This window comes from Marinobacterium iners (genome assembly GCF_017310015.1).
Lineage (GTDB): Bacteria > Pseudomonadota > Gammaproteobacteria > Pseudomonadales > Balneatricaceae > Marinobacterium > Marinobacterium iners.
Window position 1 is genome coordinate 2,749,050 of record NZ_CP022297.1, and the last position, 14,182, is coordinate 2,763,231.

Sequence of the window (14,182 nt, forward strand, 5' to 3'; positions counted from 1 at the left end):
CCTTCCTCATTTCAGAGCTGGCGCTGACCATAAAGCTTCGCATACAGCCCTTGTTGGTCAAGCAGTTCATCATGACTGCCCTGTTCGATAACCTTTCCATCTTCAAAGACATAGACCTTATCCGCCTGACGTACCGCACTGAGGCGATGCGCCACAATCACGGTGGTACGGCCACTGAGAAACTCGGACATGGCCCGATGCAGGGCAAACTCTGTCTGGGTATCCAGAGCCGAGGTCGCCTCATCGAGAATGACCACCGCCGGATCGGTCAGCACCATACGCGCAATCGCCAGACGCTGGCGCTGGCCGCCGGAAAGCCGAACTCCCTGACGCCCCACCATGGTATGCAGCCCCTGTTCCAGCCCGATGACAAAGTCTTTCAGCTGGGCAACATCCAGCGCCTGCCATAGAGCATCATCTGAAATGTCACGCCCCAGCGTCAGGTTATCACGTACAGAACCGTTAAACAGAGCCGGCTGCTGCAGTACCGTGGAGACATGCTCACGCACCCGCTCCAACCCGATCCGTTGCACCGAAACCCCATCAAAACAGACATCACCCTGTTGTGGTGGATACAACCCAAGCAGCACCTGTACCAGCGTGGATTTGCCGCCACCACTGGCACCGACCAGCGCCACCTTCTGCCCCGCCGGAATATCCAGGCTGATGCCGCGCAGCACCTCCTGCCCCGGATAATAACTGAAATGAACATCACGCAGACTGATGGAAACCGTTTTGCGGGACTCAAAGGGGTTCTCTAGCTGTGGATATCGCGGCTCCAGATTCAGAGCCAGCAATCGATTGACCCGCTCCAGCGCTGCCCGCGCACCAAACCAGGCGTACTGCATGCCCAGAATTTCCTGCACCGGCCCCATCATGAACCAGAGATAACCGAACACGGCCATCATCTGCCCCACAGACAGGTCAGAAAATACTACCATCAGCATGGAAACGGCACGGAACAGATCCACCCCGACCATGAACAACATGAAACTGAAGCGGTTAGCCGCATCAGAACGCCATTCAAAACTGGAGGAGTGATTGCGCACCTGTCTGGCGCGCTCAATCAGCTGCTGCAGATAATGCTGCTCACGATTGGCTGCACGGATCTGCTGGATCGCATCCAGAGTCTCGGTCAGAGCCCCCTGAAACAGCTCATAGGCTGAATTTTCCCGCGCCTTGAGATGCTTTACCCGTTTGCCTACGGCCATCGTCAGCCAGATGACAAAGGGGTTAAGAAACAGAATAAACAGTGCCAGCTGCCAATGCATCCAGAGCAGAATCACGGCGGTACCGATAATCGATAGCACAGCTACCAGAAAGCGGCTAACCGAACTGCCGACAAAGCGATCAACCGTATCCAGGTCCGTGACAAAGTGGGATGCTACGCTGCCGCTGCCCAGCGTTTCGTACTCGGCCATGGAGATCCGCTGCAACCGTTCGAGCAAACCGGCGCGTATGTGATAGATCACATCCTTGGAGATGATCGTAAACTGGCGTGCCTGCAGCACGTTAAGCCCCAGAGAGAGCAGTCGCAGCAGGACCGTCAAGACCAGAACCGACCCAATGTACAGGGGTGGTCCCTGCCAGGATTCAGAAAACAGGTTGTTGACGGTGGCAACCACAACTCCGGGCTGCTCCAGCAGCACCTCATCAACCAGAAGTGGCATTAACAGAGGCAAGGGCACACTCAAGGTGGCCGCCAGGATGGCAATCAGATTGGCCAGTATCAACTCACGGCGGTGGCGCAATGCAATATTGAAGATGTAGCGCCAGTCATAACTGGATGGTGAAGTGGCGGACACCCGAAACTCCCTATCGACAGACCTGTAGTTGCACTACAAATGTACGCCGTCCGCATCGAGTAGGAGGAGGTCTTGCGACCTCCGTCCTCTCACACCACCGTACGTGCGGTTCCGCATACGGCGGTTCATGATACACATTTAAGCTGGTGATATTGATCCATTAGCGATACCAGTCCGATTCGATCAAACACTTTCTTCGGCAGCGCCTGATTCAAGTGCGAGGCGCATGAGTTCCACCAAGGACCACGCCCATTGGTGGCACTGCGCCAAGCCCTGCCTTCAGATAGCCCCAGTCGCATCAGCATCTTGGCCCGGGTGAACGGCCGTTTCCATTGACGCCAGAGGATTTTGCGCAGATGCCGGCGAATCCAGCCATCCAGCGCCTCGAAGCTCCCTTTCACATCGCTATAACGGAAGTAGTTGATCCAGCCCCGCAGTTTCGGGGTCAGTATCTCGACCGTCCGATAGATCCTCTGTCCTCGACCTCTGCGAAGCACCCCCTTGATCGTGGCTCTGAGCCGTTTCAGAGACTTGTCTGCCACTTTGAGCCGGATATTCCGCTTGCGGTTATCCACGCTATAGCCCAGAAAACTCCTGTTCCAGGGTCGATCGACCGCGCTCTTGCCCCGGTTGACGCGAAGTTTGAGTCGTTGCTCAAGATAGTCGGTCAATGATGCAAGCACACGCTCTCCCGCCTTCCGGCTTTTCACGTAGATGTTGCAGTCGTCCGCGTACCGGCAGAACCGGTGGCCCCGCCGTTCCAGCTCTCGATCCAGATCCGTCAACAGGATATTGGACAGCAGCGGCGAGAGAGGGCCGCCTTGTGGCGTGCCTTCCTGCCGTACCGTCACCACACCTCCCTCCATGATCCCGGCCTGTAAATAGGCACGGATCAGTTTCAGGACACGTGTATCCGTGATCCCGCGCGCCAACCGCGACATCAAGATGTCGTGGTTGACCCGGTCAAAGAACGCTTCCAGATCGATATCGACCACCCAGCGACGCCCCTCTTCCATGTAGGACCGGGCCTGCAATACCGCCTGAGCAGCACTGCGTCCCGGTCGGAAGCCGTAGCTGTGATCAGAGAACGTGGGTTCAAAGCGTGGACTAAGCACTTGATGCAATGCCTGTTGGATCAGGCGATCCAGAACACTGGGAATACCCAGCATACGGATGCCTCCCCCGGGCTTGGGGATTTCAACCTTGCGCACCGGCTGGGGTGTGTACCGCCCCTCCAACAGTTGCTGTTTGATCTCGGGCCAATGGGTTTTCAGGTAAGGCTTGAGCGCCTCGACTGTCATCCCATCCACCCCGGGCGCGCCTTTATTGCGACGAACCCGATCGTAGGCCAGCAGCATGTTGCTGCGGGCCAGTACCGCTGACATCAGATCCCTGTCAGCCTCGCTCGGCAGTGATCCTGCGCCCGCTGTAACCGGCAACACCTCGCACGGGACCGCAACCGGGTTCTGCCCGGTCACCGCCTCGGCAAGTGATGGCGTCTCAGCCATCTGTTCAGTGTTGTTCAGGGTCATCAAGGGGCAGGGCTCCCGATTCGTTTATCATGTTCAGCCCTTCAGTGACCGGTAAGTCACCTACTATGGCGTCTGCTGAATTCTGTGGTCCCATCCGGCCGCCTCACGACAGCCGTAGCCAAAGGCAGGACAACAGACCTCCCAGGGTAAGACGCGCGACCTTCACACTTATACCTGCCGCATTTACGACCGCCGCTCCGTGCAAGTACCGGGCTTTGAAGATAGTAGACTCCTCACCCACAGCTGCCGCCTCGTATGCGATTTCTGTTCGTCAGGTCAGTGCTTTGCCTTCGGCTTCCTTCAGATTCCACCTCGCGATGGACACCCTTGCCGTTCGGCTAGTGGTTCCCCTTGCCGGGCCCACAGAGGACTTGCACCTCCAAGTCATCCGACCGCCACCACGCGCATCGGAACAGCGCCCGTCACGGCGCTACGCGCCATGCCTGGCGCACGCAAAGAAAAACACCCGCGATCAGCGGGTGTTTTCAGCGACTGGTCCGGCGTTATCAGTTGCCGGCGTCTTTCAACATTGCGTACAGCTGATCTTTCAACTGCAGACGCTTCAGCTTGTACTCTTCTTCCGTGCGAGTCGAAGCCGGAAGGGTTTCTGCTTCCATCTGTTCCACTTCTTTGGTGATCACATGATATTCGTCGAACAGCTTGGCAAAATGCGCATTTTCCATCTTCAGAGTGTGAATCTGATCACGGTATTCGGGCAGTTCATGGACGAGATCATGGTGTTCAATAGTCATCAACATATTTCCTGAGGTTGTTGTCACGGTACAGTTTCACTATCCTTCAGGCATAATAGGTTTTCCATGACAGGCGTCAATAGCTATTCGCGGGGGCCCACATGATCCACACACTTGTCCTTGCTGACACCCCGGTCGGGCCCCTGACGCTGCAGGCCGATGCCAAAGGCCTGTGCAGAGTCGATTTTGGTCAGCGCAGCACCTCTCAAAACCCTGAGCATCCTGTCCTGCAGGCAGCCGCCAGCCAGCTTGAAGCCTACTTTGCCGGCCGGCTAAAGCAGTTTGATTTGCCGCTGGCCCCCGTAGGCACCGCCTTTCAGGAACAGGTATGGAACCAGCTGCTCAATATTCCCTGGGGACAAACCCGCAGCTATGGCGAGATCGCTGCGGCACTGGGCAAGCCCGGTGCATCACGTGCCGTGGGGCTGGCCAACAACCGCAACCCACTATCCATCATCATTCCCTGCCATCGAGTGATTGGCAGCAGCGGCGAGTTGACCGGGTATGGCGGTGGCCTCACACACAAGATCCGCCTGCTTGAGCTGGAACAGCTCGCAATACAACCCGCCGAATTGCTTGAGCGCGCTCGCGTCATCCGTAAACCGGCGTAATCGGCCCTCCGAGGACTCGACCTTGACCGGGATACAGGGTAGTTTATGCACCCCACTCCCAGTGTTTAAAGTGAAGCTGCCTCAGATGGATACCCTGACCCTGCAGCCGCTGGCCCAAGCCAACGGTGACGTTCAGATTCCGGGCTCGAAGAGCCTCTCCAACCGCATTCTGCTGCTGGCCGCACTGGCCGAGGGCAGTACTCGTATCACTAACCTGCTCGACAGTGATGACGTGCGCCATATGTTGAACGCACTCAAGGCACTGGGCGTAAGCTATCAATTGGCGGATGACCGCCGCAGCTGTGAGCTGGACGGCTTGGGGCAGGCATTCAAGGCAGAACAGGCATTGGAGCTGTTTCTGGGTAACGCCGGTACCGCCATGCGTCCTCTCTGTGCAGCACTTTGCGCCAGCGAAGGCAGCTTTACCCTGAGCGGTGAGCCACGCATGTATGAGCGGCCAATTGCCGACCTGGTGGATGCCCTGCTGCCGCTGGGTGCTGATATCGAATATCTGGGCGAGCCGGGTTACCCCCCCCTGCGGATCAACGCCAAAGGCTTGAAGGGTGGCGAAGTCAGTATTCGCGGCAACATCTCCAGTCAGTTCCTGACCGCTCTGTTGATGGCGGCGCCCCTTGCCGAGGGAGATCTAATCATTCGGGTAGAGGGCGAGCTTGTCTCCAAGCCCTATATCGACATTACCCTGCACACCATGGCGCTGTTTGGCGTAGAGGTGGAAAACCACGACTACCAGCGTTTCGTGGTACGCGCCGGTCAACAGTATCGCTCACCGGGTGAAGTGATGGTGGAAGGTGATGCCTCTTCAGCCTCCTACTTTCTGGCCGCTGCCGCAATCGCCGGTGGCACCGTGCGAGTTTACGGCGTTGGCGCCGACAGCGTTCAGGGTGACAAGGCCTTTGCCGAAGTACTGGGCAAGATGGGCGCGCAGGTCAGCTATGGCCCGACCTGGATTGAAGTGACGCGGGGCGAGCTCAACGGCGTTGATCTGGACCTGAACGCCATTCCTGATGCCGCCATGACCATTGCCACCACAGCGTTGTTTGCCAAGGGCCCAACAGCCATTCGCAATGTCTACAACTGGCGCGTCAAGGAAACCGACCGTCTCAGCGCCATGGCAACTGAGCTGCGCAAGGTCGGGGCGGAAGTGGTCGAAGGTGAAGACTTTATCGAAATCACGCCACCGGCACAGATTCAGAGCGCCGCCATCGATACCTATGATGACCACCGCATGGCGATGTGTTTCTCGCTGGCTGCCTTTGGCGATGCACCGATCACCATCAATGACCCCGGCTGCACCCGCAAAACCTTCCCGGAATACTTCGAGCTGTTCCGCCGCATCACGGCCTGATGCATACAGCTTGGGCACGGCTTCAGCGTGCCCAAGCGGTTTAGCCCTTATCCGCCTTGGAACCACCCATGCAGTTGGGTGACTCCGGTACCTCACCATTGCGCTGCTGCCACTCTTCGGGTGTATGCAGGTGTAACGCCAGTGCATGGATCGGGTTCTGCATCAACTCGGCCACCAGCCCATATACCAGCTGATGGCGCTGCACCAACCGCTTGCCGGCAAAGTCAGGGCTGACCAGTACCAGCTTGAAATGACTTTCGGTTGCCGGGCCGGAGTGCATGTGGCTTTCGTTTTCCAGCGCAAACCGTTCAACCTGCATGCCGGCATTGACCAGCTCTTCAATACGTTCCGCAACGCTCATCTACAACTCCAGGACTCACTGATCACGCAGACGATCCTTGCGTGCCAGCTTGATAAAATGATGGTGGATACGGCGCGTGGCCAGCCAGACACTGAAGGCAACCACCGGCACCGAAATGCCGATTGCCAGTGACTTGTCCAGCGGTACACCTGCATCGTACAGCGCTTCAAACAGATACTTCAGCAGCCCGATCAGGTAGTAGCTGATCGCCACCACGGACAGCCCCTCTACCGTATGCTGCATCATCAACTGAATGCGAGAGCGACGGTCCATGGAGCTGAGCAGCTGCTGGTTCTGCTGCTGAATACCCAGTTCCACTCGCGTGCGCATCATATCAGACACACGATCCACCCGCCGCGACAGATCCTCCAATCGTTCACTGCTCGCCTGACACGTCCGCACAGCCGGCGTCAGACGACGGGTAAGAAACTCAGTAATCGTGAGATGACCTGACACCTCATCCTCACGCAACGCATCCAGGCGCGTCAACACCAGTTCATGGTATGCCTTGGTAGCGCCGAAGCGAAAGGTTGAACGTGCACGCCATGACTCGATACTGGCAGCCATTTCGATCAGGTCGGCCAGCAACTCTCGCTCATTGACTCCACCTTCCCCGGCCAGTTGCTGAGTCAGTTCGGCAAGCCGAGCATCCATTTTGACCAGCTCGGGTGATACCGTACGTGCCAGCGGCAGAGCCAGCAATGCCATCAAGCGGTAGGTCTCAATCTCCATCAGACGCTGAGTCAGACGGCCAAGCTGACTGTCACTCATCTGTTTGTTGACCACCATCAGGCGACCAAAGCCATCCGAATGCAGCTGAAAACTGGCCCAGACCCGCGCATCACCATCCTGCGGGCTGCTGCCGACCAGGCGCATTTCCTCGAATGCCCGCTTCACCTGCGGCAGGCTCGGCTCCGGCCCTTGCCGGGCGTCTTCAATGCTGACATGAAACGCCGCCACAACCTGCCCCGGCAGAGCCTCAATCCAGCCCTCGGGCAACGGGGTCAGACCGGTTACGTCAAAGGGACCACTGCCCTCGGGAATATCCAGATTAACGAAAGTGAAGGTCGTAAATTCGGTGTGCTGCTCCAGGCGCATGCGAAAGGTACCGCAATCATATTCATAGCAGTTGCGATCCCCCTGCTCGACCGGGCAACCAAACAGGGCATACAGCTGTTGCAGGTGCTCATGCTGCGCCTGACGGTCAGCTTCATTGCACAGCAGTGCCATATGAGTGACGCGCGCCGGACTGGGAATGACCTGAAACGGCCGTGAATGCAGCTCATCGTACAACAGCGAACGCAGTGGGTGGATATTCATGGGCCTGTCTTTATATGCCAAAAATCTAACATTAAAGAATTCTGCCGCCGCAGGCCAGTGGCTCGCATCGTCAATTGTGGTCGGTTTGCTTTATACTTGTGACCTGATGTGAGTACAGGTGACCATGATTATTCGCGTATTGCCCCAGCTGGAAAGTCGAGAGGAATGGCTGGCGTTTTGTCGCCGCGAGACACCCTATTGCCTGATCGACCAGCCAAGCTGCCTGGTCGACTTTCAGACCCACTTTCTGCAGCTGACCCTGTTCGAAACCGTGCCTGAAGTACGCTACACACTGGGCTCACGCCGCACTATGGAACCCGCCTGGCAACTGATCAAGGGCTGTAACTGGAGCCTGACCCGGCTTATCGAAGGGCTGGCCTCACTGGATTTTGGCAGTAACGTACGAGACAACGGACTGCTGGGCCTTGGTGGCGACCTTAGCGCACGTCGCTCATTCCCCCGGGATCGGCACCTGCACAGCCCCGCCAGCAGCCGCCTGCTCCCTCCCTTGAAGCAACTGCCACAACAGTGGAACAGCCACACGCTGAGCTGCCTGCTGGCCAACGAGCAGTTTCGAGACTGGCGCGACGAGCAGGAGGAAGCGAGCCTGAGTGCGGCAGGTATTTTGCTGGATATGCTGGACCAACCCGAACAGTGGAGCGGTCGCCCATTTGGTCCACGCCTGCAGTTGCTCTATCGCAATCAGGTACTAACCAGCCTGATTCCTGCACTGGACAGGCAGCCTTCAGAACCAACGCGGCGAGGACTGCTGGCAGCCCCGCCCCGCTGATCGATTCAAGGCGTCAAAGACGCCTCTTCCATTTCAGCGGCTTCAGCCGCCATGATCTTGTAGGGGTGATCGGACGCCAGCAGCTCCTTGCCCTGCTCTGTCGGGAACTCCACATCCAGATCAACAATACGGCCATCGCGGCAAACGTTGATGATCGTATCCATGCAGGACGACAACAACGAGTACTTCTCATCCGGCGCGGCGATGATAGTCTGCAGGCCCAAATCCGACATGAAGCCCAATGACGTCACCGTGTTCTCGGAGTCAAGTTTGTTGAACGCCTCATCGAAGACGGACAGACTCATGCCGCCCACCGGACGGCCATCACCACCTTCCTTGAGGCGGTAAGTTGCACCCAATGCAGCCGCCATGGCCACATAGAACGGTACCTGATGCTCACCACCGGAGCCGGTCTTGATACGCTGCGTCAGGGTCGTCTTGCGATTGCCTTGCAGGTCTTTTACCACCAGCTCGAAGTTGTAGAAGTTGCGGTAGTCCTGCAGCAGACTGCTTTCGCCTTCATCGCGCAGCACATCGTGGATCTTGTTCAACGCCTCGCGGTGGGTGTTATCACCCTGATGCTGAATATCGAACAGGGTGCCCACGTTGGCCTGATCCAGACGGGTATAGGCTTCGACCAGCTCCAGAATGTCCTTCAGCTCCGGGTTGGGCATCATCTCGAAGCTGTACATCTCTTGATGGAACGGACGGTTCTTCAGGTGACTGTTAAGCTCACGGATCAGGTCCTTGATCTTGTTGATCTGGTCATTCAGGTGCGCCACAAAGTCTGAGCGGAAGGCGGTCTCGGCCTCCAGACGGGCACGTTCGGCCTTCTTGGTATACTCGGCCAGCTCGGAGTCACGCAGCGCCTGTACGGTCTTGTTGACGTAGAACTCCAGATCTTCATGAGTGGAGTCGGCACTGATATTATCCAACTCCTGATGGCTCATGCCACCGCCGTGATAGCGCGCCTTGTACTGGGCCACGGCATCACGCACGGCGTTTTTCTTTTTCTCGTGCAGCTGCAGTTCTGACTGTGCTTTCTTGGCTGCCTCAAAAATGATGCGCTCCAGCTCCCCGCCACAGCTTTCATCCAGATAGTCGCGCTTTTCCTGCGCCGACTGGGCATCAAAGTGGGGTTTTTCCTCGCACAGCGTACGTGCCTGAGCGTGTTCCACCAGCTCCTGCTCCAGCACTTCAAGGGCCGCATTGTCCTTGATCATGCCGGTACGTACCTTCTGCAGCTTGTCCATCAGGGTTTTCTGACGGGCTTCCACCTGCTTCTGGCTGTCGGCCAGCTCGGCAATGCGCTGCTGGATACCGCTGTCATCATGGTTACGCAGATCAACAACCGCCTGCTCGTAGCCCTGTATTTCGCTGCTGAGCTGCTCACGCTGATTGACCAGATCGAACACGCTTTCGGTGACCTGAGTCAGGCCCGACGTCATGCTGATCAAGGCATCACGCAGCTTTTCCAGAGACTCGTGACGCTTGCCCAGGGTGGTGAACTCCGCGATCAGTTCATCCACCTGACGCCCTTGCACTTCGAGCTGATCCTGACGGCGACGGATACCCATAATCGGGCTCAGCTCGTTGATGGAAGTGGTTGAACCTTCGGTCTGCAGCATGCAGTCGTAGGTCAAAGCCCGCTCCTGACGCAGCAGTTCCTGTTCGGTCTCCACCGCCATCACGCCACCCAGGGCACGGTTAAGGTAGGCCTGGGCGTGTTCGTTGTCGGTATCGATAAACTGTGCCAGTGACCCCGGTTTGCTGCGGTGCAGCCAGTCACCTGACTTGGTGGTATTGATGATTCGGCAGCCCTTGAGATGACGCCCCTTGCGGCGGTACAGGGTGATCGCTTCCTTGACCCGATCCGGTGCCACCACAAGCGCTTCACGGCGTGCACCTAGGAAGGACTCAATGGCGATACGCCACTTGTCATCGTTGATGTCGGCCAGCTCACAGATCGGCGTGGAGTCAATGCCGTACTCACTCAGCAGCTCCATTAGCTCACGGGTATTGTGACGGATGGGCGCACGCCCCTGCTGCAGCTGTTCCACCGCACTTTTCTGGTTCTGGATCAGGCTGCGCAGGTCGTTAATACGGATTACCGACTCTTCATAGCGGCGCGAGATCGCCTTGCGCACGCTGTCGACCTGCCCCTTGAGCTCACTGATCACCTTATCCACACTGACTGGCTCAGACGGCCAGGCATCAGCCAGCATGTTTTCACCGGAGCGCCAAAGCTCAACCGAACGCTCCACCAGCGGCTTGAAGTCATCCGGCAGCAGATCGTTGTAGTTGGCAAAACTCACGGTGGTACGCAGCAGATTGTAGGCCTGCTGGATCTTGTCCTTGACCACGTTCTGCTCGTGCTGACGTGCCTTGACGGTGGATTCCAGGGCATTGATCTTGTGTGCCGAGTCGCTGCTGTTCAGTTCGGCACGCGCATCGGCCAGATCCTGCATCGCCTGATTCAGGCGCGCACTGTTTTCTTCCAGCTCCTGCTGCAGCTTTTCTTCCTGCTCACTGTAGGCTTCCAGCCGCTCGGCGGCATCTTCCTTGCGCAGATCCGCCTGTTCAAAACGGCCTTCGTGAACGACCCACTCATATTCAACCGCATTTTTCACGTTGCGGCTGATGCCGTTGCACAGCTCCTGCGCCTTTTCCAGCTCGGCAATGCGGTTGGAGACCTCCAGTGTCTTCTGTTCCATCGCCCGGTATTCATCCAGCGACTTGCGGAAGGCACCGACATGTACGATGTTTTCGTCCAGCACGAATTCACGAATAAAGCGTGTCGGGCTGTCGATCGGCACAAACTTCAGCGCGTTCTTGAAGTTTTTGACGAATTTGTCGTCATCATTCGGCATCTGTGCGTCATGGCTCAGGTGCGTCACCATATCGCGGATAAAGCGATTGGCTCGTTTTTCCAGAACCATCTCCGGGCATTGCTTGAGCAGGCTGTCACGCACTTCGTTCCAAGGGCGCGGCATGCGGCCATTGCCTTCCTTGACCGAGAAGTCATCCAGCGACACGGAAAACTCAGGCAGAATAAACCGGCCCAGTACATCCTCTTCCGCACTGGCGGTCGATGCACTGATAGCAATACCAATGCAGCTTTCTTTCGCGGTTTCGGTATCGAAGAAGCTGAGCGCCATGTAGGTCAGCGAGTCTTCGCGGGCGGTGGCCTTCTTGCCGTTATCATCCATGAAGCCCAGACAGTAGGTACGCAGAGAGCGCTCGCTCTTCTCACCGGCCGAGGCGTTGAAGCTCAGGTGGCGCTTGTGGCCGCCCATGAGTATCGTCTGGATTGCGTCCAGCAGGGATGACTTGCCCGAACCGTTGGGGCCGACAATCGCCACATTACCCTTGATCGGAATCTCGACTGCGCCCAGCACATACCAGTTGACCAGTACAATCCGGTTTAGCTGCTTCATGCGGGCTTCTCCTCAGTCTCGGGGGGTAGCGTGTCAGGAAGGTCGACCGGTTCGATATCTTCAGGCTCCTGCTGATCACGAATGTCGGTGTCGCACAGTGCTTCCAGCTGGCCAATATAGTCTTCCACCACCACCTGACGGATGGTCGGATTGATCTTCAGTGGGATGTTTTTCGGATCAGTTTCATCCTGCTTGCCACGCTCAATCAGGCCATGGCGGGTAAACAGGGAGATGATCTCCTTGAGACGCGTCTCGCTGGGAATCTCCTTGCCGGTCAGGTTGCTGAACAGGCGCAGCAGCTCGTCTGTACTGGTGTAGGCCTTGCCGCCTTCCACCTCAAAGCTTTCCAGTTTCTGCTCGTACTGCTGACGCAGACAGAGCATCAGCAGCGACTCGTCCAGCTTCAGACGCAGCACACGCTCTTCACCCTGCGGCAGAATACCCAGATAGGCTTCATCTGGCTGATACACCAGACTCCAGCCAATGGCCGCAAACAGGTTACGAAAATACTCCGTATTGCCGGCAATGAGAAAATAGCTGTCACGGTGTACCGGCCGGTCCGCATAGAGAAACTGATTGCTCAGCAGCAGGTTGGCGGCACGGATGAAGTCATCGGCACCATGCTGTTCATTGCGGGAGACGATTTTCTGCAGATCACCAAGCATTAGCTGTTCCTGTGGATAACAAAACCACGACACTCCACCATTCCGGAGACGTTAACGTAGTTGTCTTCAAATTGAATTCGATAGCGCTGCCGCATCCGCTGTGCCTTCTTGCCCAGCGAGTTGAAGTGGCGAACGTAACTGAAGCAGATGTAGTCTTCCACCGTGCCGATCCGAAAATCGGTGGCCCTCAGCTGGTCGCGGCCGGCAAGCTGGCTCTCCAGGTAGGTTTCGATACGATCCACATTGACTTCGCGCCGCTCTTTCCACTCCTTGAACAGACGCCGCAACTCCAGCACGGAGGGGTCGATCTCTTTCTGGGTGATAATGCGCGGCTGAGCCTCTACCCTGCGGCGTACCGGTGCACGCACACTGGCAGGTGAAATAAAGCCCACCTCATCCAGTGTAGTGAGCGGCGGAATGACCTTTTCCGGCAGGTTGCCCACCGCCGCAATCAGGCGCGACAAGCGTGCTGCCATGCCCGGTGTGGTCTTGTCCATGTAGCGAACGGTATCCGCTACCCGCTTCTCCAGCTGGTAGCGGAAATCGTCAATGGCGGCCAGGCGCTGATCCACTGACTCAAAGATCCGGATAATGCGGTTGATATGCTGGTGCACCTGCGCTTCGGCAACGTCGTATGACATATCCAACTGCATCTGATAATGCTCTGCAAGCTGCTGCAGTTTGAGCGGATCGAACTGCAGGTCACGCAGCATGGAGAGAATCTGACGGCGAAAGCGGAACGGGTTGTTACGGGTTTTCAGCGTCTTGTAGTCGGAAACCAGTATCTGCTCAACAAAACGGTCGAAGAAACCGCGCACGATCTCCTGCGGGTTATTGCTGGCCGACAGGTTCATCTTCAGCTCACGCAGGCCCAACATCATGTCAGTCAAATGGGCACTGAAATCCGCCGCCGTCTGGGCCGCTTCAGACAGCGTGATACCTCGCCCCAGAGGGTCACTGATGGCCGACTCCAGCGAACTGAGCACGTTCAGTACGGCACCGCCGTAGCTGCGTTTTTCCAGCCGGGCGATGCTGACCAGCGAGCGCAGCAGGTAGCTGACTGAAGGTGAAAGCAGTACATAGGTACGGTAAACCTTCTGTTCTTCTTCCAGCCAGCCGGTCTGGACCAAACGCCGATAGATGCGGTTGGTGTACTCGGCACTGGAACGAGGCGGCTCAGCGCCTGCATCTTCGCCGGGCTCTGCCTCCCAGCGACGCACACCCAGCCGCACCACGGCATTCTCGATGCTGGAACGCACCAGATCCCGCGGAATAAAGGGATCGATCAGATCCTCGTCAAAAAAGAGATCTGCCAGCTCCAGCAGCACCGACTGATACACCTGCCGGTTCTGCCCCGAGAGCGGGAGAAATATGTCTTCAGGAAGCTTGTTGAAAAGCACTGATCCGTCCAGTTATACGCCGATTCCGATAGCAGGCTATGTTAGCGAAAAACTGGCAGGGAGATAAGGGGAATTACAGCGCTCTGTCCGTACTACAAAACCCGCCCTCTACTTACACACGTCTTCTGCCAAACACCATGAAT

At 57.2% G+C, this 14,182-nt stretch carries 11 protein-coding genes; 3 read left to right on the forward strand and 8 right to left on the reverse strand.

All coding sequences use genetic code 11. The features are described 5' to 3' along the window. Window positions 1-11: 11 nt before the first annotated feature. From CFI10_RS13210 to CFI10_RS13220, 3 genes are all read right to left on the reverse strand, one after another. Window positions 12-1,805 carry an ABC transporter ATP-binding protein gene (locus CFI10_RS13210; protein WP_206835157.1) on the reverse strand — a complete coding sequence of 598 codons (1,794 nt, stop codon included), beginning with the start codon at window positions 1,803-1,805 and terminating at the stop codon, window positions 12-14. 125 nt (window positions 1,806-1,930) lie between these two features. Next, the gene (gene ltrA / locus CFI10_RS13215; protein ID WP_242529989.1) at window positions 1,931-3,337 is read right to left on the reverse strand and encodes a group II intron reverse transcriptase/maturase; all 1,407 of its coding nucleotides are present in this window, start codon (window positions 3,335-3,337) and stop codon (window positions 1,931-1,933) included. Between the two features lie 506 nt (window positions 3,338-3,843). Further along, window positions 3,844-4,089, reverse strand: a complete 246-nt coding sequence (locus CFI10_RS13220) for an HP1242/YdcH family protein (protein WP_091825049.1) — start codon at window positions 4,087-4,089, stop codon at window positions 3,844-3,846. Window positions 4,090-4,190: 101 nt separating this feature from the next. Between CFI10_RS13220 and CFI10_RS13225 the strand changes: the two genes are divergently transcribed. Both CFI10_RS13225 and aroA read left to right on the forward strand, forming a co-directional pair. After that, the gene (locus CFI10_RS13225) at window positions 4,191-4,700 is read left to right on the forward strand and encodes a methylated-DNA--[protein]-cysteine S-methyltransferase (protein WP_206835159.1); all 510 of its coding nucleotides are present in this window, start codon (window positions 4,191-4,193) and stop codon (window positions 4,698-4,700) included. A gap of 85 nt (window positions 4,701-4,785) precedes the next feature. Continuing rightward, a complete protein-coding gene (gene aroA / locus CFI10_RS13230; RefSeq protein ID WP_206835160.1) occupies window positions 4,786-6,066 on the forward strand; it encodes a 3-phosphoshikimate 1-carboxyvinyltransferase in 1,281 nt (426 codons plus the stop codon). A gap of 40 nt (window positions 6,067-6,106) precedes the next feature. Here the strand turns inward: aroA and CFI10_RS13235 are convergent, their stop codons facing one another. Together CFI10_RS13235 and CFI10_RS13240 are read right to left on the reverse strand one after the other, a co-directional pair. Next, complete coding sequence (locus tag CFI10_RS13235) at window positions 6,107-6,427, reverse strand: BolA family protein (RefSeq protein WP_091825041.1); 321 nt, start codon at window positions 6,425-6,427, stop codon at window positions 6,107-6,109. Window positions 6,428-6,442: 15 nt separating this feature from the next. Then, window positions 6,443-7,747 carry a DUF3422 family protein gene (locus CFI10_RS13240; protein ID WP_206835162.1) on the reverse strand — a complete coding sequence of 435 codons (1,305 nt, stop codon included), beginning with the start codon at window positions 7,745-7,747 and terminating at the stop codon, window positions 6,443-6,445. Between the two features lie 118 nt (window positions 7,748-7,865). Between CFI10_RS13240 and CFI10_RS13245 the strand changes: the two genes are divergently transcribed. Beyond that, the gene (locus CFI10_RS13245) at window positions 7,866-8,537 is read left to right on the forward strand and encodes a hypothetical protein (protein WP_206835164.1); all 672 of its coding nucleotides are present in this window, start codon (window positions 7,866-7,868) and stop codon (window positions 8,535-8,537) included. Window positions 8,538-8,542: 5 nt separating this feature from the next. On the opposite strand, the gene CFI10_RS13250 is transcribed toward CFI10_RS13245, so the two are convergent. The 3 genes from CFI10_RS13250 to CFI10_RS13260 are packed head-to-tail and all read right to left on the reverse strand — an operon-like array spanning window position 8,543 to window position 14,039. Further along, window positions 8,543-11,974 carry an SbcC/MukB-like Walker B domain-containing protein gene (locus CFI10_RS13250; protein WP_206835167.1) on the reverse strand — a complete coding sequence of 1,144 codons (3,432 nt, stop codon included), beginning with the start codon at window positions 11,972-11,974 and terminating at the stop codon, window positions 8,543-8,545. Continuing rightward, a complete protein-coding gene (locus CFI10_RS13255; RefSeq protein ID WP_206835169.1) occupies window positions 11,971-12,639 on the reverse strand; it encodes a DUF4194 domain-containing protein in 669 nt (222 codons plus the stop codon). The genes CFI10_RS13250 and CFI10_RS13255 overlap by 4 nt, the downstream gene beginning before the upstream one ends. Further along, window positions 12,639-14,039 carry a Wadjet anti-phage system protein JetA family protein gene (locus CFI10_RS13260; RefSeq protein WP_206835171.1) on the reverse strand — a complete coding sequence of 467 codons (1,401 nt, stop codon included), beginning with the start codon at window positions 14,037-14,039 and terminating at the stop codon, window positions 12,639-12,641. The genes CFI10_RS13255 and CFI10_RS13260 overlap by 1 nt, the downstream gene beginning before the upstream one ends. Window positions 14,040-14,182 lie beyond the last annotated feature (143 nt).